27 protein-coding genes and 1 pseudogene are annotated in these 24,234 nt (G+C 60.9%); 9 read left to right on the forward strand and 19 right to left on the reverse strand.

What is annotated here, in order from left to right; all coding sequences use genetic code 11:
• The first annotated feature begins 1 nt into the window (after position 1).
• The 6 genes and pseudogenes from PY793_RS10835 (at position 2) to PY793_RS10855 (ending at position 4,978) form a co-directional block, all read left to right on the forward strand.
• On the forward strand, positions 2–1,177 hold the full coding sequence (locus PY793_RS10835; protein ID WP_275178068.1) for a methanobactin export MATE transporter MbnM: 1,176 nt from the start codon (positions 2–4) through the stop codon (positions 1,175–1,177).
• A gap of 47 nt (positions 1,178–1,224) precedes the next feature.
• Entirely contained in the window at positions 1,225–2,514 is a 1,290-nt protein-coding gene (locus PY793_RS10840; RefSeq protein ID WP_157132979.1) for an aminotransferase class III-fold pyridoxal phosphate-dependent enzyme, read from the forward strand.
• Positions 2,515–2,613: 99 nt separating this feature from the next.
• The gene (copC, locus tag PY793_RS10845) at positions 2,614–2,991 is read left to right on the forward strand and encodes a copper homeostasis periplasmic binding protein CopC (RefSeq protein WP_010517558.1); all 378 of its coding nucleotides are present in this window, start codon (positions 2,614–2,616) and stop codon (positions 2,989–2,991) included.
• Positions 2,988–3,878: a CopD family protein gene (locus PY793_RS10850; protein ID WP_034931184.1), complete on the forward strand. Its 891-nt coding sequence runs from the start codon at positions 2,988–2,990 to the stop codon at positions 3,876–3,878. The genes copC and PY793_RS10850 overlap by 4 nt, the downstream gene beginning before the upstream one ends.
• A gap of 179 nt (positions 3,879–4,057) precedes the next feature.
• Positions 4,058–4,249 (forward strand): annotated as a pseudogene (locus tag PY793_RS14210) (LysR family transcriptional regulator); the annotation flags it as partial.
• An 84-nt stretch (positions 4,250–4,333) separates the two neighbouring features.
• On the forward strand, positions 4,334–4,978 hold the full coding sequence (locus tag PY793_RS10855) for a LysR family substrate-binding domain-containing protein (RefSeq protein ID WP_228120804.1): 645 nt from the start codon (positions 4,334–4,336) through the stop codon (positions 4,976–4,978).
• A gap of 1 nt (position 4,979) precedes the next feature.
• Here the strand turns inward: PY793_RS10855 and PY793_RS10860 are convergent, their stop codons facing one another.
• The 12 genes from PY793_RS10860 to PY793_RS10915 form a co-directional block, all read right to left on the reverse strand.
• A complete protein-coding gene (locus PY793_RS10860) occupies positions 4,980–5,219 on the reverse strand; it encodes a DUF2274 domain-containing protein (RefSeq protein WP_007397926.1) in 240 nt (79 codons plus the stop codon).
• A complete protein-coding gene (locus tag PY793_RS10865; protein ID WP_029329795.1) occupies positions 5,216–6,415 on the reverse strand; it encodes a TraB/TrbI/VirB10 family type IV secretion system protein in 1,200 nt (399 codons plus the stop codon). The genes PY793_RS10860 and PY793_RS10865 overlap by 4 nt, the downstream gene beginning before the upstream one ends.
• Complete coding sequence (gene trbG, locus PY793_RS10870) at positions 6,412–7,413, reverse strand: P-type conjugative transfer protein TrbG (protein ID WP_007397924.1); 1,002 nt, start codon at positions 7,411–7,413, stop codon at positions 6,412–6,414. The genes PY793_RS10865 and trbG overlap by 4 nt, the downstream gene beginning before the upstream one ends.
• A complete protein-coding gene (trbF, locus tag PY793_RS10875; RefSeq protein WP_007397923.1) occupies positions 7,410–8,093 on the reverse strand; it encodes a conjugal transfer protein TrbF in 684 nt (227 codons plus the stop codon). The genes trbG and trbF overlap by 4 nt, the downstream gene beginning before the upstream one ends.
• Before the next feature lie 5 nt (positions 8,094–8,098).
• A complete protein-coding gene (gene trbL / locus PY793_RS10880) occupies positions 8,099–9,526 on the reverse strand; it encodes a P-type conjugative transfer protein TrbL (RefSeq protein WP_034933517.1) in 1,428 nt (475 codons plus the stop codon).
• A 5-nt stretch (positions 9,527–9,531) separates the two neighbouring features.
• Positions 9,532–10,335: a P-type conjugative transfer protein TrbJ gene (gene trbJ / locus PY793_RS10885; protein ID WP_034933520.1), complete on the reverse strand. Its 804-nt coding sequence runs from the start codon at positions 10,333–10,335 to the stop codon at positions 9,532–9,534.
• Complete coding sequence (gene trbE, locus PY793_RS10890; protein WP_275178069.1) at positions 10,332–12,785, reverse strand: conjugal transfer protein TrbE; 2,454 nt, start codon at positions 12,783–12,785, stop codon at positions 10,332–10,334. The genes trbJ and trbE overlap by 4 nt, the downstream gene beginning before the upstream one ends.
• A 15-nt stretch (positions 12,786–12,800) precedes the next feature.
• On the reverse strand, positions 12,801–13,079 hold the full coding sequence (locus PY793_RS10895) for a VirB3 family type IV secretion system protein (protein ID WP_007397919.1): 279 nt from the start codon (positions 13,077–13,079) through the stop codon (positions 12,801–12,803).
• Positions 13,079–13,447, reverse strand: a complete 369-nt coding sequence (locus PY793_RS10900; protein ID WP_275178070.1) for a TrbC/VirB2 family type IV secretion system protein — start codon at positions 13,445–13,447, stop codon at positions 13,079–13,081. The genes PY793_RS10895 and PY793_RS10900 overlap by 1 nt, the downstream gene beginning before the upstream one ends.
• A complete protein-coding gene (gene trbB / locus PY793_RS10905) occupies positions 13,444–14,400 on the reverse strand; it encodes a P-type conjugative transfer ATPase TrbB (protein WP_408744703.1) in 957 nt (318 codons plus the stop codon). Before trbB ends, PY793_RS10900 begins: the two co-directional genes overlap by 4 nt.
• 193 nt (positions 14,401–14,593) lie before the next feature.
• Positions 14,594–15,040 (reverse strand): hypothetical protein, encoded by a 447-nt coding sequence (locus tag PY793_RS10910; RefSeq protein WP_010517994.1) that lies wholly within the window; start codon positions 15,038–15,040, stop codon positions 14,594–14,596.
• A gap of 7 nt (positions 15,041–15,047) precedes the next feature.
• Positions 15,048–17,039: a conjugal transfer protein TraG gene (locus PY793_RS10915; protein WP_010517992.1), complete on the reverse strand. Its 1,992-nt coding sequence runs from the start codon at positions 17,037–17,039 to the stop codon at positions 15,048–15,050.
• A 288-nt stretch (positions 17,040–17,327) separates the two neighbouring features.
• Here PY793_RS10915 and PY793_RS10920 point away from each other — a divergent pair, with 288 nt between their 5' ends.
• Together PY793_RS10920 and PY793_RS10925 are read left to right on the forward strand one after the other, a co-directional pair.
• The gene (locus PY793_RS10920; RefSeq protein ID WP_010517990.1) at positions 17,328–17,582 is read left to right on the forward strand and encodes a type II toxin-antitoxin system Phd/YefM family antitoxin; all 255 of its coding nucleotides are present in this window, start codon (positions 17,328–17,330) and stop codon (positions 17,580–17,582) included.
• Positions 17,582–18,010 carry a type II toxin-antitoxin system VapC family toxin gene (locus PY793_RS10925; protein ID WP_007397912.1) on the forward strand — a complete coding sequence of 143 codons (429 nt, stop codon included), beginning with the start codon at positions 17,582–17,584 and terminating at the stop codon, positions 18,008–18,010. The genes PY793_RS10920 and PY793_RS10925 overlap by 1 nt, the downstream gene beginning before the upstream one ends.
• 13 nt (positions 18,011–18,023) lie before the next feature.
• On the opposite strand, the gene PY793_RS10930 is transcribed toward PY793_RS10925, so the two are convergent.
• The 6 genes from PY793_RS10930 to PY793_RS10955 form a co-directional block, all read right to left on the reverse strand.
• Positions 18,024–19,763 carry a relaxase/mobilization nuclease domain-containing protein gene (locus PY793_RS10930; RefSeq protein ID WP_039733993.1) on the reverse strand — a complete coding sequence of 580 codons (1,740 nt, stop codon included), beginning with the start codon at positions 19,761–19,763 and terminating at the stop codon, positions 18,024–18,026.
• A 282-nt stretch (positions 19,764–20,045) separates the two neighbouring features.
• Positions 20,046–20,762, reverse strand: a complete 717-nt coding sequence (locus PY793_RS10935; RefSeq protein WP_275178072.1) for a lytic transglycosylase domain-containing protein — start codon at positions 20,760–20,762, stop codon at positions 20,046–20,048.
• Positions 20,763–20,766: 4 nt separating this feature from the next.
• A complete protein-coding gene (locus tag PY793_RS10940) occupies positions 20,767–21,105 on the reverse strand; it encodes a DUF736 domain-containing protein (protein ID WP_039733991.1) in 339 nt (112 codons plus the stop codon).
• A gap of 1 nt (position 21,106) precedes the next feature.
• Entirely contained in the window at positions 21,107–21,664 is a 558-nt protein-coding gene (locus PY793_RS10945) for a S26 family signal peptidase (RefSeq protein WP_084149795.1), read from the reverse strand.
• 352 nt (positions 21,665–22,016) lie between these two features.
• Positions 22,017–22,340, reverse strand: a complete 324-nt coding sequence (locus tag PY793_RS10950) for a DUF736 domain-containing protein (protein ID WP_007396851.1) — start codon at positions 22,338–22,340, stop codon at positions 22,017–22,019.
• Between the two features lie 18 nt (positions 22,341–22,358).
• Positions 22,359–22,574: a hypothetical protein gene (locus PY793_RS10955; RefSeq protein WP_041247388.1), complete on the reverse strand. Its 216-nt coding sequence runs from the start codon at positions 22,572–22,574 to the stop codon at positions 22,359–22,361.
• Positions 22,575–22,630: 56 nt separating this feature from the next.
• Between PY793_RS10955 and PY793_RS10960 the strand changes: the two genes are divergently transcribed.
• Positions 22,631–22,978 carry a hypothetical protein gene (locus tag PY793_RS10960; RefSeq protein ID WP_153469093.1) on the forward strand — a complete coding sequence of 116 codons (348 nt, stop codon included), beginning with the start codon at positions 22,631–22,633 and terminating at the stop codon, positions 22,976–22,978.
• Positions 22,979–23,099: 121 nt separating this feature from the next.
• Here PY793_RS10960 and PY793_RS10965 read toward each other — a convergent pair whose 3' ends face one another.
• Positions 23,100–24,035: a DUF2493 domain-containing protein gene (locus PY793_RS10965; RefSeq protein WP_153469096.1), complete on the reverse strand. Its 936-nt coding sequence runs from the start codon at positions 24,033–24,035 to the stop codon at positions 23,100–23,102.
• Positions 24,036–24,234 lie beyond the last annotated feature (199 nt).

Genomic DNA, 24,234 nt, shown 5'->3' on the forward strand with positions numbered 1-24,234 from the left:
GATGCGCACGTTATTTCGCAAAGTTCTCCAGATGGCCCTTCTGGGTGGGGGGGCGCTGCTTCTATCAGCCGCAACCCGGCCCACGACGTGGCATTGGGACATCCCCTCCTGGGCGCCTGCGCCAGTCGTCCCGTCCGACAATCCGATGAGGGCAGAGAAGGTCGCACTGGGGCGGCGGCTGTTTTATGACAAACGGCTATCGGAGAATGGGACGCTCGCCTGCGCGTCGTGCCATCTCCAGAAACTGGGCTTTGCCTCTGGTGTCCCGACGCATGTAGGCGCGCATGGCGAGCCGGGACTACGCACGCCGATGCCACTGGCGAACGTAGCCTATCTGCCGAGCTACACCTGGGCCAATCCACAGCTCACCACTCTGGAAAAGCAGATGCTGATCCCGATGTTCAGCGACCAACCGGTCGAGCTGGGCATGGGCGGCCAGGAAAAGGCGCTGTTCGCCCGGCTCTCGGATGATCCCTGCTATGCGCGCCTGTTCCGTGTCGCCTTCCCCGAGGCGAAGGGCGCGATCACACTCTCCACGGTCACGAAGGCGATTGCATCCTTCGAGCGCACGCTGCTGTCCTTCGACAGTCCCTACGACCACTCGCTGCATGGCGACAAGACGGCGCTGTCCCCGGCCGCGCAACGAGGCGAGGCGCTCTTCTTCGGCGAGAAGCTCGAATGTTCGCATTGCCATAATGGCCTGAATCTGACCGACAATATCCGCGCGGCTAACATGCTCTTTCCAGAAACAGGCTTTCACAATACCGGCTTGTATAACGAGGACGGCAAGGGGGCCTATCCTGCCAGTGATCACGGGCTGCGGACAGTGACAGGCAATGCCGAGGACGAGGGGAAATTCCGCACGGAAAGCCTGCGCAACGTCGCTCTGACGGGTCCCTATATGCATGATGGCTCCATCGCCACGCTGCACGACGTGCTGGCAGCACATTACTCGAAGGGAGGTCGGTCGGCGACAGGGCCACACGGAGAGAACCCGTTGCGCGACCAGTTCATAGAGCCGTTCGATATCAGCGAGGCGGAGATCGCGGACGTGATCGCCTTCCTGAACTCCCTGACGGATCAGAGCTTCCTCACCAACCCGGCGTTCTCAGATCCGGGAAAGACCTGCCCTTTGGCTCTGCCCTCAGCCTCTCCCTCTGGTAAAGGCGCACAATGATGACTTCGCGACTGGTGTACGGCTTATCGCATCTTAGCAACTCCGCCATGTCATCAGGCGTCGATATGGTATCTGGATCTGGTGTCTTCGTCTTCGATTCTTCGGGTAAAGACTATATCGACGCGGTGTCGGCACTGTTTTGCGCTACGCTCGGCTTTCATAATGAACGCCTGATCGAAGCCGCCACACGCCAGATGCGAGAGCTGCCAGTCTATCCCACCGCGCTAAACCGGACGGTCCCTGTCGTCCACGCGCTTGCGGACGCGCTCAGCGCGGCAGCGCCGATACCGGACGCTCACGTTCTTTTCGCCACAACCGGATCGGAAGCTATCGAAACTCTCATTAAAACGACTTGGTATATCAATAAACAACGAAATCCAAAACGGCATAAAATAATCACGCGTCGGGGGAGCTACCATGGATCGACGATATTTGCCACGAGACTTGGCGGGATCGAAAGCATTATCAATTCATTCGATCTGACGGGTGACGATATTCTGTATGCTGCGCAACCCCGCTGGCCACGTGACGCGTTGGCTGGAGAAACAGAAGAAGATTATGCACATCGCCTGGCGCTGGAACTGGCAGAACTGATAGATCACACGGGTGCCGAAAATATCGCGGCCTTCCTCTGCGAGCCAGTCTCGATTGCTGGCGGCATGTACCCAGCGCCGGAAGGATATTTTGAAGCAATACGCAACGTCTTGTCGATGCGCGATATTCCTCTTTATTTCGATGAAATCGTGACGGGCTTCGGTCGAACCGGAAAGATGTGGGGAAGCCAGACCGTCAACCAGACGCCCGACTGCCTCGTCGCATCGAAGGGGCTTTCAGCGGCCTATCAACCGATTTCGGCGGTCGTCATGAATGATGATTTTCACTCCGCATTGGTGGACTGCTCGATTATGCACCATGGGTTTCATCATGGCGGCACATATCACGCACATCCTGTTGCCGCTGCCGTCGCCCTTGAAACGCTAAAAATCTATGAGGATGAAAGAATAGTAGATCATGTGCGGGATATTTCAGAACATTGGATAAAGATGATTTCGAAACTTGCGGCACACGAACTGGTCCGATCCACACGGACAATCGGATTATTAAGCGCGATTGAAGTCGGATTCCGTAGCTACAGGGAGCTTGATTTCCGAAATGATGAGAAGAGAGACATCAAACGGTCAGTTGTGAAAGCATGTATGGAACACGGCGTCCTGATAAGAATCTCACACGATAGCATAATTTTAGCACCACCTCTCATTATTTCTAAAAAAGACATTGATGAGCTTGAGCAACGCATGACGAAAGCTTTCAATACTATTCTGTTTTCAACAGCATAGCTGCGTCGAAGGTATCCTTTTCGTTGGTCAATAAGAGACTTTTTTCTCTGAAAATATTTGTCTTTCTGCTGTAATTCACACCAAGCAAGGAAAGTAAACATGACTTCTATCCGTAAAATCGTTGCCTCTATGTGTCTCGCAGGGAACTTCGTTCTGCAGATGGCGGACCCTGCCTATGCACATGCCCACCTGAACGCCGAAATACCCGCTGCGGATAGCACGGGAACGGCGCCGCAGAGCCTGACGCTAGGCTTTACTGAAGCAGTAGTTGTCAAGCTCACCGGCGTCGTTGTCACTGGCCCCAAGGGTAATGTTATAGAAACAGGAAACGTTTCCCTGTCGGATGACGGCAAGACTCTGACGATCCCGCTCAAAATTGACCTCGTGCCTGGACGATATTCCGTAACCTGGCACGCCCTTGCCGTCGATGGACACAAGACTCATGGCGTCTACGGGTTCACAGTTACTAACCGATGACACCGGATGCTTTCCTGATCCTATGTCGCGCCGCACGAGACAGCCTGGCGCTCTTTCTTACAGGTAGCCTGCTTTTTGCAGGGTGGCTGGCTCCGCGCAAACTCGGAAACGCACTCTCTGCCCGCCTGGGAAAGTTTTGGGCATGGGGGAGCGTTTTTACGACGGTAATCGTCGTTGCAACACTGCCAGCCGAAGTCTCCGAGGTCGGAGATGGATGGCAGGATGCCTTCTCGCCGACTTTAAGCAAAGCCGTGCTTGTTGACACCACCATTGGACAGGCATGGATCATTCAGGCCGTAGCTGGCGTCTGTCTTCTACTTCTAACTTGGCGTAAATGCGGCGCGGTCCTGTCGGTCATACCCGCATGCGTGCTTCTGACGGCGACAGCCTTGACAGGTCACGTGCGCATGATCGGTGTGGGCGCGATGTTCTTCCAGGCCGTGCATTTGCTTGCAGGTAGTTTCTGGTGCGGGGGCCTCATCCCCGTTGCCATGCTTGTCAGTGATACACGAAAAAAGAAGTGGGATTGCTCCATGCAAGTGGCGTTAGCACGGTACTCGGCTGCGGGGCATATCGCGGTGCTTCTGGTCCTGCTTACCGGCTCTGGACTCGGCCTGAATATCCTGGGGGGATGGCCGAAGCATGTCACTGTCTATTCTACACTACTCATTCTCAAGCTGGGATTAACGAGCGGTATGGTCTGTATCGCCTGCGTCAACCGCTATGTATACGTGAAAAATCTACGCCAGAAAAGAAACATTACGGTTAGCCTTAAATATCTTCAACGCGGAACAATAGCCGAAATTGCACTTTCTATTGCTGTTATTGCAATTGTTGCCGTTGCTGGGAGAATGGACCCGACAATCTTATCTCTGCCTACAAACTAGAGTCATGCGCGCATATCTATAGATGCGAATAAATATATCTAGGTATTAATTGTGGTATATAAGACATATATAAATATTACATTATATTTTTCATGTATACATAAATTATATTATTGTGCGTTACAACACTCACACTACAAACTGTCGAATTTTAATTTGTATGAGAGGAAAGAAATGGAATGGTAAGACACCCTCCTCTTGATCTACGGGAACTGCAATGCGTATGCGCAATTGCTCTTCAAGGAAGCATCCATGGCGCGGCACGCGCTCTAAATTCCAAACAGTCCGCAGTCAGTCGTTCACTTCGGCTACTTGAGGAGCGCGTCGGAATTCAGCTTTTCCGCAGGACATCATCTGGCACAACGCCTACGCCAGTCGGCGAAGCATTCCTCCGACAAGCTGAGGCTCTGTTGCACGACACAAATGCTCTTTATGAATATACTCGGAGATGCGCCTTGGGTGAAAGCGGTATCGTATCAATAGGAATACAAAGTAATGTACCGCCAGGACGGGTGTCGGCCTTCATCGAACCGTATAGAATTCTTTATCCCGGTATTTCGTTTATATATCGTGACGTATCCAAGAGAGATGTAATTTCGGCTCTTTTCGACGGTATCGTTGATTTAGTAATTATAGCCCTTCCGCTGAACGAATCTTGCGCAGCTACCTTACCACTGTGGAGCGATCGAATTGTCGCTGTGACACCGACAAACCATCCTCTTGCTTCGTCTGTCACGACATGTTGGAGCGATTTACGGGAAGAAACTTTTGTCTTCGGTAACGATGATACAGGAGAGGACATGTCTACACTGTTAAAACGCAAAGCAAGCATTGCTGGCTTTCTACCAACAGTGTGTAGGGAAGAAATCATAAGTCTGCGGACGATCGCTCTCGTCATTAACGGACATGGTATTACGCTCATGCCGGCTGGCTGGCTCGCATTTTTTCCAGGTACGATCCTTGAGCAGGTAACTGTGCTAGAAGTGCGCGACGGCGACGGTTTTTCACATCTTGATTACGGCATTGGATGGCGCGATAGAAATTTGTCGACCGTCGCACATAAAATACTTGTTTTCTTGGGAAAGCAGAATCTCGAATAGACTAAGTTTCTCTGCTTACTATCTGCTTAGCTCGCGCACGCTTAAGCTTCGCGAAAGCTCGATCAGATGCAATGAATCCACGGATCATGTGCGGCACGAGACGGGTTGGATCGACGGGCTGACCATTCTGGCTGACCAGTGCTGCGTAAGTCACCAGATCACGATGGAGGTCCGCCGGTAAGTCCACGGGCATGCGGACCGGCTTTTCATCCGGAATTTCAGTGATGCGCAGCGTTGTCATGGTGCTGTTTCCTTTGCGTGGCGAGGTTGCAGGACAAGGTCGCGGTTAAGGATCAAGGTGAAAGGCAGCCCCGGCCGGTCGGTTAGGGTCGGCTGGATGTTGAGGCTGCGATCAACCAACCGGTTACCAACCATGGAAAACCCATTGCTGGCCCCAGAACGGATGGCCTGCGCCAGATTGTTCTCGCTCTGACTGGTTCCGGCCTCTGATCCGACGCTCAGGAGCGTGGTCACGATGGCAGCCCTGAAAAGCTGGCCCCAGTGGTTGTTCACTTCATCGGACAGGCCGGACTGGCCGATGGCGTCGCCACCGGGCAGTTTTTCCAGCACCAGGCTCTCGCCGTTCGGGTAAATCAGCCGGGTCCAGATGATCTGGGTACGCTGCTGCCCGAAAGAAATGCCGCTGTTATAGGCCCCGAACAGCAGGCTTCCCTGCGGGATCAGCAGGAAACGACCGGTCGGGCTGTCATAGACGTTCTGCGTGACATGGCCAGTAATCTGACCCGGAAGGTCAGAGCTGATTTTCGTGTTCAGCGCCCCCGCGATGACAGTGCCCGCCTGAAGGATATAAGGCGAAGCTGACGGCATGATGCGATCCGGGCTGGTCGTCGCGCGGTCAGGCTGGCCTGCCAGAAAGGCACGGTTGCCTGATTGGGCGTCGGTCGAAGAAGATGGATTTGCCTGGGACGCAGATGCACCCGATGTGGGCGGAGTTGCCTGGTCGGTACCCCGGTCGCGTTCTCCCGTCTGCACGAACAATTTGCTGGCGATTGCGGCCTCGACCTCCTGCGCGGCACGGCGGTCGTCGCCACCCGAGGCTGCCTTTCCCTGCTCCTGTGCGTGGAGGATGGTATGCCCCAGATCACCGGGCAGCGCTGGTCCCAGCTTCGGCACATCCTTGCCGACATAGTCGGACGGCAGTCCCGCCAGCCCGTCGGCAGAGGGACGCACATCCGCGTCCTGCGCGGCAGGCGTGGATGACACCCGATGGCTTGCCTGAAGGGCATAGCCCAGCGCGAAGGCCACCGCGATCATGCCAACCCCGCCCAGCGACCAGACCACGGTGCGGGAAAGCCGCACGACACGCGGTCGTTCCGTCCGCAGACGCAGATCAGGTGGCGGCGGTGATGCTGCGGAATTTCCCCCTGTGGCCGGAGCCGCAGAATTTTCTCCCACTGTGTGAGCCTGCCCGGTCATGACTTCCTGCCGTCAATGCGGACAATGCGCACCCGCTGCTCGGAATGCTTATCGCCCAGCCGCAGTTCAGCGGCGGCGAACAGCCGATCCACGATCATCCAGTTCTGCCGCACCCGGTAATTGACCAGTTCCGGGCCGCCATCCGCCCCCAGCACGAAGAGCGGCGGCAGTTCCCCCTGCCCGATCCCGGATGGAAAAGCGATATAGACCTTGTGACCGTCATCAAAGGCCCGGCCGGGTAACCAGGGCGGCGTGCCGCCTTTCACCGGCTGGATGGCATAGCGGAAATTCAGGGTATCGAGATTCAGCCCCGCGTCCACTGGGGCAGAGTCATCGGCCGCGTCGTCCTGCCGGTGCAGGGCAATCAGATCGTCCTCGGGATAGTTCCACGAGACCGACGCCATGTATGTGGGGGGTGTTGACCTCAATTCCGCCAGATAAGTCCGTCGGTCAGTATTGATGATCAGATTAGTGGTCAGATCCGGCCGGGTCGGCTTCACCAGGATATGGATGCGTTTGGTCGCCCCTTCTCCGCTTTCGGTGTCACCGATGACCCAGCGCACCGTATCCCCAGCAGCAACTGGGCCGGTGCCCACCAGTTTTTCACCCTGCTGGAGCATGATGTCCGTGATCTCGCCTGGCGAGGTATAGACCTGATAGAGGGCACCCGGAGAATAGGGATAGACCTGCACCGCATTGATGAAACCGGCCCGCGTCGGCTGGATGCGCGCCGCCAGATTAGCCTGGGTCACGCGCGTGGTCGGATCAGTAACCTCGGGGACCGGATGGGCCGTGCGTCGTGACGGCAGTGGCTTGAACTGGCCCGGCAGAGGAAGTGGCTGTGGCACCTCCACCACCTGCACGGGCTTCGGTGGATCGGGAATTCTCGTCGCGCGCGCGGCGTCATCGTACCGGATGACGGGCGGATGGTAACTGCCCGCGCAACCGGCAAGCGAGAGCAGCGCCACAGGAAGGGCTGCGAAAATGAAGCGCGTCATTGACCAAGCTCCTTCGACCAGTTGATGGCGGAGACGTAGATTCCGAGCGGATTTTTCCTGAGATGGTCGGCATCGCGTGGCGTGTGCAGAACGACCGACACGATGGCGGTCCAGCGTTCGGTGCCGGTGAACGCGCCGTCGCGGTAATGGCGCTCGCTCCAGGCGACACGGAAGCTGCCGGGAGACGCCCGGATCACCGAGGCGATGTCCACCTCGACCTGCTCATGCCCGATGCGCGAGAACGGATCATTGAGGCGGGCATAATCGTTAAGCGCCTGAGCGCCCGACGTGGTGGTGAAATCATAGGCGCGTAGCCAGTTCTGCCGCACCACCACAGGGTCCGACGACAGAGCGCGCACGTCATGAACGAACTGCGCCAGATACCAAGCGATCTGCGGATCGGCGGGCATATAGCCCGCTATCGCGGGGGCCACGACCTGCGCCTGCCCCAGCCGATCGACCTGCACGACCCACGGCGTGATGGTACCGCGCGCGGACTGCCAGACCAGCCCTACGCCAAGGCCTGCGGACAGAAGCAGAGAGCCGAACGCCATCAGCCGCCAGTTACGGGCCTGTACACGGGCGGAGCCGATGCGCTCGTCCCAGACTTGCGCGGCTTTCTGATAGGGCGTGACAGGCTCGGGCGTGGTCCCGTAGCGGGTGGTGGAGCGACGGAACATCGTCCTCATTCCTTTTCCGACAGATCGATGGAGGAAGATCCGCCCCCGCCATCGGCGGAGCGGATAACATGGGCGGCCTCAGCAGCATGAGCGGCGGCATTGCGGCGCTTCATCTTCTGAGCCCAGCGGGGCGGTTCGCCGGAACCGCCACCATCTCCACCAGACGGACCCTCACCGGTAGGGCCGCCACCCGTGGGGCCATCCCCTTCTCCGGCAGGACCACCGCCTCCAGAAGGTGCCGGTCCGTTATCCCCGGCTCCGCCTTCGCCTCCCTCCCCCATCCCGCGCGCGGCCCAGCGTCCACCGGCGGCATAGCTTTCCTTGAGGGATGAACCGGCACGCGAAGCCGCCCCTTTGACGGCATTCGCGACATTTCCACCGACGGCCCGGCCCATGCCTCCGATCCCGGCGGCCATGCTGCCCGCGCCGCCAGACGCGCCTGCGGCTCCGGCCGAATAGGCGGAGGTAGCAGCCCCGGCAATCGCGGCCCCTCCCCGCGCGGCGGCAGCCGTGGCGCCGAGGGCTGCGGCACCACCGGAAGCAACAGCCCCGACACCGGCCGCCGCAGCAGCACCCATGGCGCCAACCGCCATGCCGGTACCGACTGCCGCTCCCGCGCCAAGCTGCGGTGCGCCGGAAATCAGCCCATTGGCGATGCTGCCGCCAAAAATGGACAGGCCGACAATTGCAAGGGAGGCCAGCACCACCGAGACGGACTGCCCGATCGTGGGAACGTCGCTGCCGTAGGAGGTTGAGAACTGGGCGAACAGAACCGACGCGATAGCGGAAATGACCGCCAGCACCATGATCTTCACACCCGACGAGACGACATTGCCCAGCACCTTTTCCGCCAGAAAGGCGGTGCGGCTGAACAGGGCGAAGGGGATCAGGATGAAACCCGCCAGCGTGGTCAGCTTGAATTCGATCAGGGCAACAAAAAGCTGCACGGCCAGAATGAAGAACGCCGCGAGCACGATCAGCCACGACAGACAGAGCACAAAGATCTGAATGAAGTTCGTAAAGAAGGCGACAGGACCAAGGAGATTATGGACTGAATCCAGAAGCGGCTGGGCTGCATCGAAACCCGTGGATGCCAGTCGGCCGGGCCGCAGGAAGTCTCCGAGTGCCAGATTGCCGCCACCGGCTCTCAGGCCAAGGGCCGCAAAACTGTCAAAGACGGTCTTCGACAGACTGGAGAAATTGCTGATCAGAAAGGAAAAGAATCCGATATAGAGCGTCTTCTTCACCAGACGCTGGATGATGTCCTCATCAGCAGCCCAGGCCCAGAACAGGCCAGCCAGCGCCATATCCAGCACGGACAGTGTTCCTGCTAGTGAGATCACATTCCCCTTCACCAGACCGAAGCCGCTGTCGATGGTGGTGGTGAAGGTATTCAGGAAAGTGTCGATAACGCCCACATTGCCCATCGCCATGGCGGTCAGTTCCCGCTGCTGCCGAAAATGGACACCGTGCCGGGCACATAGGCGTCATGCTGTGAAAAATGCTGATACTGGGCTTCACTTTCCGCTTCCGTCGCAGCATCGCGCGCCTGTTGCAGGGCTGTGGCGCGGCCATTGGCAGCAAGTTCGGCCTGAATGTCGGATAACTGACGGGACTGTAGCGCCAGAAGCTGGTTTCCTGCCTGCGCCGCCTGCAACGCGCCCGTGGAGGTCTGGCTGGAAGAGACAAGCTGGGTCATGGCCGAACTGTCGCTGGGGATGTTTCCTACCACCCGAGCCTGAAGCTTCAGGGCATCTTCGAACCCGCCCACGGAATTCTGCCACCGTGTCTGTGCCTGGCTGAACAGGGCACTGTCTGACATGCCGGACGAGATTGAGGTGTACGCCTGCTGGTATTGCTGCTCGACCGAGGTCACCGAATAAGCGATGTTCTGTGCCTGCGCGAGCAAGGCTGTTGTCTGGGAAATCGTTGATTGCAGCGTCGACAATGTCGACAGTGGCAGGCTCGCCAGATTACGGCCCTGGTTGACCAGCATCTGCGCCTGATTGGCAAGAGATGTGATCTGGTTGTCGATCTGCTGAAGCGTGCGGGCCGCGATCAGCACGTTCTGGACGTGGTTCGCCCCATCATAGACCGCCCATTGGGCACGGGCCGGTCGTGAAAGGTCGAACGTTGCACCGAATGCCAGCGTAACAGAGGCGACAAGAGCAGTGCGATGGAAATGTTTTTCTCTCACACGCGCAAAAAAATCGGTCCGAAGCTGGCAATGTCTTTCCGTCATGGCACGTCCTCCGCCCCGCGATCGTCGCGCAACAGATCCGCCGCCCATGACACGCCCCGCGCGTCAAACCACGCGAGGAGAAAACCGTCCCGGCCGTGTTCCGCCAGCACTGCATCGATCAGCTTGTGATCGTCCTTCCCTGATGCTGCGCATAAGGCGAGTGCGACAGGCCCGAGCCCCAGTTCGAACAGGCGATTGCCGCGTTGCGTCTGGCAGTAATAGTCCCGCTTCGACGCGGCCCGCGCGATGATGGCGATCTGTCGGTCGTTCAGGCCAAAATCCCGATAGAGCGCCATGATCTGCGGCTCGATCGCCCGCTCGTTAGGCAGGAATATCCGTGTCGGGCAGCTTTCCACCACCGCCGGAGCAATGCGGGAATTGGCAATATCCGACAGGGACTGGGTGGCGAAGATGACGCTGGCGTTCTTTTTGCGCAGGGTTTTCAGCCACTCTCGCAACTGGCCGGAGAAATCCCCGTCATCGAGAACCAGCCAGCCCTCATCGATGACCAGCAGGGTCGGCCGGCCGTCCAGACGGCCTTCGATGCGGTGGAACAGGTACGACAGAACGGAGGAGGCCGCGCCCGAGCCGATCAGACCTTCGGTTTCGAACACCACCACATCGGCATCCCCGATACGCTCGGCATCCGCATCCAGGAGGCGGCCGTAGGGACCACCGAGGCAGTAGGGCGCCAACGCCTGCTTCAGGGCGTTGGACTGGAGAAGCGCGACCAGGCCGGACAGGGTCCGCTCACGGGCAGGCGACGATGCCAGCGAATTCAGAGCCGACCAGAGGTGAGACTTCACCTCCGGGGTCAGCGCCACCCCCTCGCCGACAAGGATCTGACCGAGCCATTCACTGGCCCATTTGCGCTCATCCGGATCATCGATCCGCGCCAGCGGCTGAAGTAATACGCCGCTGCCCTCTTCTCCAGACAGATCGGCATCTGTCAGTCCACCCCCGAGATCGCGCCAATCGCCTCCCATCGCCAGCGTTGCCGCGCGCATCGACCCGCCAAAATCGAAGGCAAAAATCTGCGATCCCGCATAGCGACGGAACTGGAGCGCCATGAGCGCCAGCAGCACGGATTTACCTGCCCCGGTCGGTCCCGCGATTAGCGTATGACCCACATCGCCGACATGCAGGGAAAACCGGAACGGCGTGGCCCCTGCCGTTTTGCCATAAAACAGCGGTGCGGCCTTGAAATGCCCATCCATCTCCGGCCCTGCCCACACGGCGGAAAGCGGAATCATGTGCGCCAGATTCAGGGTCGAGACCGGGGGCTGCCGCACATTGGCGTAGACATGCCCCGGCAGAGATCCCAGCCACGCCTCCACCGCGTTCAGGCTTTCCGCCATGCAGGTGAAGTCACGGCCCTGAATGATCTTTTCCACGAGGCGAAGTTTTTCCGCCGCTATGCTGGCGCTGCCATCCCACACCGTCACCGTGGCCGTGATGTAAGCCTGCCCGACATCATCCGCGCCCAGCGACTGCAACGCCAGATCGGCATCGGCTGCCTTGTTGGCGGCATCGTTATCCACGAGAACTGACGCCTCATTGGTCATCACTTCGCGGACAATGGCTGCGATACTCTTGCGCTTTGCGAACCACTGGCGCCTGATTTTCGTCAGCACCTTGGTGGCGTCGGTCTTGTCCAGCAGGATGGCGCGGGTGGACCAGCGATAGGGCATGGCCAGCCGGTTCAGGTCGTCCAGGATTCCGGGGAAAGTCCGCGACGGGAAACCCGTAATGGTCAGGGTTTTCAGGAAGGCATCGCCCAGCTTTGGCTCCAGACCACCCGAAAGCGGCTGGTCCACCAGCAGGGCATCCAGATGCATCGGAATTTCCGGCACCCGGACCCGCTGGTTCCGGGTGGAGATGGTACTGTGCAGATAAGTCAGCATCTCACCGTCATCCAGCCATGCCGCCTCGGGCATGAAGCCATCCAGCAAGGCCAGCATCCGATCCGTGCGGTCCACGAACGTATGGAGCATGCCATGCGGATCGGGACCATCGCGTTCCCTGCCTTCATAGAGAAAACGCTCGGCGCGACCTGATGATTCCGCCGGTGGCAGCCAGACCACCGTGAGGAAATACCGGCTCTCGAAATGCGCCCCTCCATCCTCGAACTGCTCACGCCGTTCAAGATCGACCATCTGGCTGGCCGCATCGGGAAAATCGCTGTCGGGATAGAGCGTGGCGGGAACGCGCTGCGCCTCCACGAACACCGCCCACCCGGAACCAAGACGCCGCAGGGCATTGTTGAGACGGCCGGTCACGCCGACCAGTTCGGCCGGTGTGGCGCTGTCCAGATCGGGACCACGTATTTTTGCGGTGCGCTGAAAACTGCCGTCCTTGTTCAGGACGACGCCCTTTTCGACCAGCGCGGCCCAGGGCAGGAAATCAGACAGCAGGGAGTTTCGGTTGCGATATTCGCCAAGGGACATCATGGCCCTGTCCTCCCTCTACGCACGAAGCCAGGCGGGATAACGGAGATGCCGTCGTCCCACCTCGATGAAGACCGGATCGCGTTTCGCACCCCAGACCGCGAGCCCATGGCCGACGATCCAGAATGCGGCCCCGATCAGCCACAGCCGCAGACCAAGGGCGATCGCTGCCGCCAGCGTGCCGTTGGCGATGGCAACGGCGCGGGGCGCACCACCGAGCAGGATGGGATCGGTCAGCGAGCGATGCACCGGGACATGGAAGCCCGGCACGGCATCATCGTCATATCCCACGGCCATCAGATCAGCGCCCCACCGGAGAACGAAAAGAACGACAGGAAGAAGCTGGACGCGGCAAAAGCAATGGATAGACCAAAGACAATCTGGATCAGGCGGCGGAACCCGCCGGATGTTTCCCCGAAGGCCAGGGTCAGACCCGTGACCGTGATGATGATCACCGAGATGATTTTCGCCACTGGTCCCTGCACGGATTCCAGGATCTCGTTCAGGGGCGTTTCCCAAGGCATGCTGGATCCTGAGGCCCATGCCGACGACGCGAAAACAAGCGACAGCAGCGTGGAGGTTCCGAACACGCGAAGATCCGGCGCATGCCGGTCGGGACGTGCGACAGCGCACACGATGGCGCGCAGACGTGAAGGCGGCATCATGATGACTCTCCATTGGCAATGCGGGATGTTTCGGGAGACGAGAGGCTGACCGGACGGATGAGATAGGCACCCGTCACGGGATCGAGGCCGTCGATTTCAGCCAGTTCGGACAGGTGGCGGGCCGTGCCGCGTCCGGACAGGACCGCGATGACGTCGATGGTTTCCGCGATCATGGCGCGTGGCACTGTGACCACCGCCTCCTGGATCAGTTGTTCCAGCCGATACAGGGCCGCGAGCACTGATCCGGCATGTAGTGTACCGATACCGCCGGGATGGCCGGTGCCCCATGCTTTCAGCAGGTCCAGCGCCTCGGGGCCGCGCACCTCACCAATCGGGATACGGTCGGGCCGCAGGCGCAGGGCGGACCGCACCAGTTCGGACAGGGTTACGACACCATCCCTTGTACGCATGGCGATCAGATTGGGGGCTGTGCATTGCAGTTCCCGCGTATCTTCGATCAGCACGACGCGATCACCGGTTTTCGCAACCTCGGCCAGCAGGGCATTGACCAGCGTGGTCTTGCCGGTCGATGTCCCGCCGGCGACCAGGATGTTTTTCCGTTCCGCGACCGCGCGGCGCAGAAATACCGCCTGCCCCACCGTCATGATTCCGGCGGCGACATAATCGTCGAGGGTGAACACGGCCACGGCGGGCTTGCGGATGGCGAAACTCGGGGCGGTCACGACGGGCGGGAGCAATCCCTCGAACCGCTCACCGGTTGGCAGTTCCGCCGATACGCGCGGTGCTGCCTCATGCACCTCCGCCCCGACATGGTGCGCGACCAGGCGTACGATGCGCTCGGCATCGGCCGGCGTAACCCTGTCGCCGGTATCGCCCAGCCCCTCGGACAGGCGGTCGATCCACAGCCTGCCATCGGGATTGAGCATCACCTCGACAATGGCAGGATCAGCGAGGTGCCGGGCAATCGCCGGTCCCATCGCCGTGCGCAGCATGGACATGCCGCGTACCGTGGCCCTTTCATGGATGCTGGAAACTGACATGATTTTCCCCGCTATGAGCCGAACACGATGCGCGGACAGCAACGGGGCAATTAAGAAAGGCAGGAAACCACGCGGTTCAACAGGAATTCATGCGTCGTAGGGCGGTGGGGAAACGTAGGGCAAAAATACTTGCAGGGTGCGGAAATTACGAATCCGGTTCATCCTGTAAGGCAGGATCGGAAACATCGTCTGGAATTTCCTGCTGGAGTCTCGGTCCCTGGGCCAGCCTGCGACCGAGGGCCGAGACAAAATTATCGTAACGCGCCCCGGCCTGCGCCCGTGCTGCCCTGGCAGCCGGTTCAGGCAAGGGCGGGGTCGTGGTGAGCCAGAAGCGGATGAACAGCGCCAGGGTCTCCACCGTGATGCCGATATCGCGCTCCAGCCGCGCAAGACGCCGGTCCTGCCGGTCGAGGCGCTTCGATGTTGCAGCCTCGCGGCGCTCCTCCCCGTCGGGCGACAGAAAGGAAGCGACGGCAGCCTCCACGATCAGGGACATCGGCTGCGCACGTCGCGCGGCATAGGCGGAGAGGGTCTTCATCACATCAGGGTCGAGATAGACGGAGATCTGGGCTTTCTTTTTTGCCATCACCATACTTTCCTCACAGTTCCAGCTCGTCGCCACAGTCGAGCGATGCCTGCCGGGCCACACCGCGCATGAGATCGTTCATCCGGTTGTTACGGGGCGCGATGTCGTCGAATTCGTCAGTCGGGTCGGGTGCGAATTCATTTTCCATCGGCTCCTTCTTCTCGACCGTTCCCTCACCCAGTTCTGGCTGACGGCGGCGGGCAGACTGTTTCGGGTCTTCATCCCCCTCGTCCTCCGTCGGCTCCGCCCCGGCATCCGGCGCCGGTGGGCGTGGCGGCAACGGTCGCGTGCTCCAGTCGTCGGGACGGCCATCTTTCGGGCGCGGAAGATCAGGCGGAGGAAGAACGCGCTCGCGGAAGCGGTCATCCTCGAAATAGCGGGCCTTCTTCGCGCGGATCGGATAGAGACCGGAGACCATGACGATCTCGTCCGCTGGCGGGAGCTGCATGACTTCTCCCGCCGTCAGCAGCGGGCGTGCCGTCTCCGAGCGCGAAACCATCAGATGGCCCAGCCAGGGCGAAAGCCGGTGCCCCGCGTAGTTCTTCATCGCCTTCATCTCGGTGGCAGTCCCAAGCGCGTCAGACACACGTTTCGCCGTCCGCTCATCGTTGGTGGCGAAGCTCACCCGGACATGGCAGTTGTCGAGGATCGAATTGTTCGGCCCATAAGCCCGTTCGATCTGGTTGAGGGACTGGGCGATCAGGAAGCTTTTGATCCGGTAGCCCGCCATGAAAGCCAGCGCCGATTCAAAGAAATCCAGACGCCCGAGGGCCGGAAATTCGTCGAGCATCAGTAGCAGGCGCCGTCGCTGTGCCGCAGCCTCCAAGTCTTCCGTCAGCCTACGGCCAATCTGGTTCAGCACCAGCCTGATCAATGGCTTGGTGCGGCTGATATCCGAGGGGGGCACGGTCAGGTAAAGCGTCACTGGGCGGTCCCCTCCAACGATGTCGGCAATGCGCCATTCGCAGCGCCGGGTGACTTCCGCCACCACCGGATCACGGTACAGGCCAAGGAAGGACATGGCAGTGGAGAGCACGCCCGAGCGTTCATTGGGCGATTTGTTCAGCAGCTCGCGCGCGGCCGATGCAACAACAGGATGTGGCCACTTCTCACCCAGATGGTTTGTCCGCATCATGACCGACAGCGTGGTGGCGATCGGGCGCTTCGGGTCCGACAGGAAATTGGCGACACCGGCGAGGGTTTTGTCTGGCTCGGCATAGAGGACATGCAGGATGGCGCCGACAAGCAGGGAGTGTGAGGTTTTCTCCCAGTGATTGCGCTTCTCCAGACTGCCTTCCGGGTCCACGAGGATATCGGCGACATTCTGGGCATCGCGGACTTCCCACTCTCCACGCCGGATTTCCAGTAACGGGTTATAGGCGGACGAGATCGCATTGGTCGGGTCAAACAGCACGACGCGACCGAAACGGGCGCGAAATCCCGCCGTCAACTCCCAGTTCTCGCCCTTAATGTCGTGGACAATAGCTGAGCCAGGCCAGGTCAGAAGCGTCGGGATGACCATACCGACACCCTTGCCACTGCGCGTTGGTGCAAAGGTCAGGACGTGCTCCGGTCCGTCATGGCGCAGATAGGCCTTGCCATACCGGCCAAGCACCACCCCATCCGGGTCAAGCAGCCCGGCTTTCGCGATCTCGTCCGGGTCCGCCCAGCGTGCCGACCCGTAGGTTTCGATTTTCCTGGCTTCACGGGCGCGATGGACCGACAGCGTCACGGCGGCGGCGAAAGCCAGCACCCCACCCGATCCGGCCATCCACGCCCCGCGCGCAAAGACGTTCGGGGCATAGGCGTCGAATTCGAACCACCACCAGAAAAACAGCGGCGGCGCGTAGACCGACCAGTGATGGAACAGCACGAACCAGGGCCGACCGAGTTCAGGCTGGAAGCCCAGTTCCCAGGCCGTCCATTGGGTCGCGGCCCACCAGGACAGGACGACAATGGACAGGACCACCGCGACCTGTCCCCATTGAATTTTGGTTCCCGGCATTTTCGATTCCTCCTTGCGCAGGAACAGGTCGGGCGGCCATTTTCCGTTCCGCAAGGGCTTTTCCCGCGTCGTCGCATCCCGGCGCATGGCAGGGAAAAAATACTTGTCCGGTGCGGCCCAGACCGTCATCACATTGAGCGAAGGTCGCGGGAGTCGAATGATAACCGGGTCTTGTGGCTGGACGGGTGCTGCGGCCAACGATGATGCGAACCCCGACCAGACATGGATTTTCTGGCACTCCCTCTCATTATGTAGTAATGTTCCTACATTGCAGTCTGGAGGCCGGACATGAGCATCACCACACTTTCAAGCCGCGAGTTCAACCAGGACACCAGCCGGGCCAAGAAGGCGGCGGCCGAGGGACCGGTGTTCATCACCGACAGGGGACGCACGGCCCATGTCCTGCTCAGTATTGAGGAATACCGCCGTCTGACACACCATCCGCGCAAGATCGCGGACGCTCTGGCGATGCCGGAAGCTGCGGACATCGCATTCGATCCGCCTCGCGCCAATATCACACTCCGCCCGGCCGATTTTTCCTGATGTTCCTGCTGGACACGAACGTCGTTTCAGAACTGAGAAAAATCCGTGCCGGGAAAGCCGACCCGAATGTCGCGGCATGGGCGGATAGCGTGGAGGCAGAAGATCTGTATCTCTCCGCCATCACCGTCATGGAACTGGAAAACGGCATCCTGCGCGTGGAGCGCCGCGACGGAGCCACTGGCACGATCCTGCGGACCTGGCTGGAACAGCATGTCCTTCCTGCGTTCGAAGGGCGTATTTTTCCCGTCGATACATCCGTAGCCCTGCGCTGCGCCCGGCTCCATGTCCCCGATCCCCGTTCGGAACGTGATGCCCTCATCGCCGCGACCGCGCTGGTTCATGGCAAGACGGTCGTGACCCGCAACGTCGCGGATTTCCTGCCATGCGGTGTCCCCCTGCTCAACCCGTGGGAACCCCAGCCGGACTGACAGGAGCGCTGGTTCACAAACCCAGCCCCCTGTTCCGGGTGAAGCTCCAGTCAATCCCGCCATTGTCGCGCGCGACACCGGAGACGTGCCTGCCCTGCTGCTTCTCCAGCGATGGCGTCCAGGGCACAAGCTGGAACTGAAGCCCGTCATCAATCATCGCATAGCGACCCGAGGCCAGCACCATGCGCTGACGATAGGTGCCGGTGACATACTCCCCCGAACCCGACTGGCTGAATGTCCGTCCCGTCTCGACGGCCAGCCGCTCTCCAACTTCCCGGACCTCCCGGTCCCTGAGCGTCCCGATCAAGTTGCGCGCCAGAACCACCCGCTGCGTGTGACGTTCGGCAAGACCCTGCTCAATCAGTTGCTCCGCCCGGCGCTCCATCGCCTCACGGACCTCGGCGCCAAAGCCCGCCTGCCCCAATGCAACAGGGTCGCGCGCCACTGCCTGCCGGTCGAGCCAGGTGGCCCCTCGCGCCATCACCTGATCCTCGATCGACAGATCAGACCGCACAGCCAGCGCCACACGCCGTTGCCCCTTCCGGTCATCGAAGGCGCGCAGTTCCACCACCGAACCCATTACACTGTCCCCGGTCGCATCGAGATCGGGAAAGCGGATATGATGCGTACGCCCGTCCACGCCGTCGATGACCGCATAGGCCGTGCCTTTCAGTTCATCGTCCAGACCACGATCAACCAGCCTGCCGATGACGGGAACATCCAGGCTTTCGCCCGCCAGCACATAACTCGACGTGCTCCGCTCGATCCCGCGCTCGGCCAGGGAACGGTGAATGCGCTTGATGATGTCGCCGCGTTCGCCCAGTTCACGCAGCGTCGCCTCGGCCGTCTCATCCAGCAACCATTGCCCCTCTCCAACCTGATGGGCGAGACCAAGCCCTTCCAGCCGACGCAGGCGTCCGACCTTCAATGCCCCGAACGGATCGGGCTGCTCACCAGGCGAAGGCGCCGTGTCGATGACGCCATCGCGCCCCGCATCGCGCTGAAGCTGCCGGTCAAGCTGGGTCCAGTATTCGGCATCGACCTGACGTTCGAGGGCGCGGTGAATTTCGATGTCATTGCGCTGCCCGAGTTCCTGCGTCACCAGATCCTGGGCACGGGCGCGCAACCCGTCTTTGATATAATCCCGCGAGATGACAAGGTCGCTGCCATCCTCGGCTACACCGCGCACGAGGATATGGACGTGGGGGTGCTGCGTGTTCCAGTGATCCACCCCCACCCAGTCCAGTTTCGTGCCGAAGTCTTTTTCCATCTGCCCGACCAGTTCGCGGGCATAGCCCTTGAGGTCGGCCATGTCGGGCGCGTCCTCGGGCGAGACGATGAAACGGAAATGGTGACGGTCGTCCTCGCAGCGTTCGGCGAACGCCTTCGGGTCGGCATCGTCGATGCCGGGACCAAAGAGCCGTGCCTTCTCACCGTCCTTCGTGACCCCTTCCCGGCGCAGGTAACGCAGATGGGCGGCGAGCGGCGCCTTGCGCCCGCTATGGCGTACGACACGGGCCTTGACGGTCACGCGGCGGGCTCGGCTGGTCAGCAGGCGATTGGCCCTGGCTGCCGCGATGCGGCCACGCCCGAAGGACGAACGGGAACCACTGCCGTTGCGGCCCGAGCGGAACCCGCCGCCACCGGCACGCTGGGCCGAAGCAAGGGCCTGGGCGACGAAGGGCTTGAGCCGCTGGGCGCGCGGCGAGCGGATGCGACCCAGACGGGGCCGGAAGTCATTCTCGCGGGCCATTGGACCCTCCAATGTGCGAAAAAGGCTGGTGCAACAAAGGAAAACAGGGTCGGCAAACATTGCCAAAGAAGAGGAAACATTGCTGAAAGAACGAAAAAACGCAGGAAAACCGACACCCCAACCGAGGCGCAATGTGCGCCCTTTTATCTCGCCTCTCCTTAACCCCACCCCAAAGTGCCTGTTCCACCCTGCCAGCACCCAATCCGCGATGCTGGTCCCTGCCCCGATTGCCCTGCGCGAACCACCGCATACCGGTAGAGGAAATGATGCCTGGACGCGCATTCATGGCATCGCTCGTGATGCGGAAGAGACGACGAACAACCCACCGGAAAGCGGCCTGACAGGCGCAAGACCATGCGCGATGATGTCACTTCGAACACCATTCGGCGGCAGCTTCATTGCAACCGGAACGCCTTTCCCCGCATCGTCCGACTGCGCGGCAAAAATCGGCGCGCTGGTCCAGAACAGCGGGTCGGGATGCGAAACCAGCAGCAATGGATCTACACCGCCCTGACCGATCAGGGGCAGCAATCCGGCGACATAGGCGCGCGTTTCGGGTGGCAGCGGACGTTGCCGATCACGGTAGTCCTCATAGCGCCCCGGCCCGGCGTTATAGGCTGCCAGAAAGCCCGGAGAGCCATAGCGATCATGCATCTCGCGCAGGAACGCAGCGCCTGCAAGAATGTTGTCATGCACATCGAACGGATCGCTTCCCAGCCCGTAACGGGTACGAAGGTCGCTCCAGGTCGTGGGCATGATCTGCATGAGGCCGAGCGCGCCTTTTGATGAAATCGCGCTAATATCACCACCGCTCTCAGCGCTCATTACGGCCCGTATCCATGTGGCGGGAATGTCGAAGCGCTGCACGGCTTCAGCGATCACGGCACCATAAGGATCGGTGTCAGCGAGCGCTGGAACCGATGCCGCCCATGACAGGTCAGGTGCGCCCGATACGCCGATTGCAATGACACCAACAGCGAGGAAGAAGATGCGTCGCATCGTCTCATTCCCCGCGTTCGACACGTCGTGACGGACGCGTCCAGTTCAGCACCCAAACCGCACGCTCCCCACCGGCACGGAAGAGATTGGCCCGGATCGGTTGTGCAAAGGCGGGGTCGTCGAGGGCTACGGCGATGTATTCACCAGCCCTCTCGCCGGTGCGTTTCCAGCCAGCACCAACCTCCGGGCCATCGGCATCGGTGAGATGGATGCGGTAATCCGGGGCATGTTCGGCGTCGGAAAACTCAGCCGGAACGAGAAGGATATCCTGCGCCACGGTGAGGGTGCGAATGCGCCCGGCAAAACCGGTTTTCGTGCGCGTGAAAAGACCGATCTGTGCCATTTCATTGCCCTTTCGGAGACGGGTTGGTGGTCACGATGGCAGGCTGGTTACTCCCGGATGGAAGCCAGACCGGGGTGGCACGACCGATGACGGTGGAAACGGGCAACGGGCCGAAATACCGACCATCGAGACTGCGTGGTTCAGCCGTGTTCATGACAAAAATCTGGCCGGAATCGAGACGATGGCAGCCCTGCCAGAAGGGGAGCGGACGGCCACGGTGATCGACGGATTGCGCGTCGCCAGCGAATTGCCCGTCGATGGTGATGCGTTGTCCCGTACGGCACACGGACTGCCCCGCGACAGCCGCTACGGGCTTGAGCAGGGGCACGCCAGACGGCAGATACCCCCGACGCGCCAGCAGCATCGCCTCGCGCTCGGGCAGACGGACAGCAACCAGATCACCGACATGCGGCGCGGGAACCGGGTGCAATCGGTACAACCCGACGGGCACGCTCGCCGTCTCGTTCCAGATCAGGCGTGGCGCAGGATGAACGACCATTGACGCGCCCACACCGAGCACGGCGAAATAGGTCGCAAAGAACCAGCCACGCCGGGTCATGACGTCATCGTCCTGCTCCTTTCGTTTCTCGAAGACAGGACGGACGGCTCATGCCGGGGCGGACCGGGTCAGGGATCGCCGCAGGCGACCGGCTCGCCGGCGCGTGGGGGAGCCGATTTTGTCTGGCGCGCCCGGCACGGGTGCGTCGGGCAAAATTGGGGGGACCACGCGTCCTTGACGCGGTGCGCCCTCGCGCATGGTACAATGGGAAGGCTGAGGGAAAGCCTCGTGTTCCTCCTGCGTCTCACGTCGGACGACCAGCACGATTACCCGCGCCCCGGAAGATCACGTGGAAAAAGAAACCCCGGAAGGCCCCGCCCGGAGAGACCGGGCGGGGTTGGTCGTGGGAGGTTCAGTCCCCGTTCCGGCTGCGGGGCCGGGTCCAGATCAGGGAGTAGCCCTCGCCGTCCTCGTCGGTGAACAGGTTGGCGAAGATCGGGGCGGCGAAGGAGGGATCATCCAGCTTCAGGCTCAGATAGGTGCGCCCTTCGCTGGAGCGGCGGGTCCAGGCCGCACCGAGTTCAATCCTGCCCAGATAGACGCGGTAGTTGGGGGCGTTGTCGTTGGGACGGTTGGTCTCGGCCACCAGGCGGACGTTGCGGGCCTGCAGGGCCAGGGTGACGATTTCGCCTTCGAAGCCTTCGCCCACCTTCTTGAAGGAACCGATGTTAGCCATTGTCGTATCTCCATGCTGTTATCGGGCCGCGACCACCGTGGCCTCGATGGCGATCGACCAGCCGGAGGCGAGCGGCAGAGCACCCTTCAGGGCCGCAGCGCAGCGGAGGACGGCAGGGCCGGAACTTTCTTGTTTCGCGAGGAATGACGGCGCAGCCGTCAGGGGAAGAAAGTTCTGGAACGCCGTTGCGGCCAGCCGATCGAGGCGCAGCCGGTCTTCGGCTAGATCAGCCATCCGACAGAGGCCATGGTGTGCGGACCCGACAGCCCCCCAGGAGATACGATACCGGCATGGCTGGTCCTTCAGAGGGTGACGATGCAATCTGGCGCGAGACTGTCACGCTGGCATTGTGGGAACTGATCCCGTCCGGTGGTCGTTTTTGCCGTCCCCGATGTTACGCCCCCTTTTCACCCGCTCATGGGCAAGATAGCGTCGTGCGGTGCGACAGGCCCCACTCCCGGCATAGGCGCATCCCGTCAAGCGGGCCGGATGATCCTTCGTTCGCTGCCTGTCATCCCGGTCCTTTCACCGAGGGGGATGGCATGGGCTTTTCATCCCCCATGGACCGCTCACACAGGCGCACGGGGCTGCCACCGAACTCCGTCCCCCCGGTTCTGCGGGCGGGGCCTTACGGGTGACGGGCGAACGTGCTTCCCGCCATCAGGTGCGCAAGAACTGGGGAGCCCGACGTCATTGCGGATCAGGCGTCAGGTGCCATGTGTCATGGCCGCCTCCATGATACCGGCATGGGAATGGCGCTCACGCGCCACTCTCTTTCTGGAACTTCCAGACCGGAATGCCCATCTGTTTGGCCTTGTCGGCCAGATTGTCCTGAATACCGGAACCTGGGAACACCATGACCCCGATGGGCAGGACTTTCAGCAGGGCGTCGTTGCGCCGGAACGGGGCGGCCTTGCCATGCCGGTTCCAGTCGGGTTTGAAGGCAATCTGCGGAATTTCGCGGTGGTCCGCCCAGCGAGAGGCAATGAATTCCGCGCCCTTGGGTGAGCCCCCATGCAGCAGCACCATATCGGGATGCTTCTCACGCACCTTGTCCAGACGCTTCCAGATCAGATGGTGGTCCTCGTAATCAGGGCCGCCCGTGACCGCGATCTTAGGGCCGGCCGGCACCAGCAGTTCCGTTTCAGCTTTCCTGCGCGCGTTGAGGAAATCGCGGCTGTCGATCATGGAGGCTGTCAGGGTGCTGCGGCTGACCAGCGAGCCGGAGCGTGGCCGCCAGGGCGACATCGTCAGGCGTTCGAACTGGTCGCAGGCCAGATCGCGGAATATCTCACAGGCGTTGCGTCGCTCCAGCAGGGTCAGCCCTTCGGCAATGAGGCGTTCCAGTTCCACCGAGCGGATCTCGCTGCCATCCTGTTCCTGCTGGCTGCGTTTCTGCGCCTGCTCGTTGCGATCAAGATCACGCTCCACCTGCCCGACCATGCGGTGAAAGACATTGACCGTGGACCAGAGCAGTGCTTCGAGATCGGGTTCCAGCCGGGTGTCGGTCAGCGTGGCGGACAGGGCGTCGAAGATGTCGACAACCGCACCCTCGATCTGGCTGGCGTCAGGCAGCGGCCTTGGGTCCGGCTCATCCTCGAAGGGACGGTGGCCGTAAAGCTGGAGTTCGGCCAGCACGTGGGCGGTGGAAGATGTGGCGTGTGCAGGTTCGAAATCGTCCTGTGTGCGGGTCATGGGTCTGTCCTCCGGTTCTGGCCGCACCCCTCGCGGCCTTTCCGGGGGCGGATAGCGGCAGACGAAGGCCGGGCCGGAACCGCGCAACGCGCGGCCGGAACGCAGTGGAGGATGGCAGGGAGACGGCTATTTTGCTTCGCGATGCAAAGCGCGGCACGCGCGGCGGAAAATAGCCGTCTCCGCCATTGCAGGCCCGGTC

It is taken from the genome of Acetobacter fabarum, from assembly GCF_029069195.1.
GTDB lineage: Bacteria > Pseudomonadota > Alphaproteobacteria > Acetobacterales > Acetobacteraceae > Acetobacter > Acetobacter fabarum_A.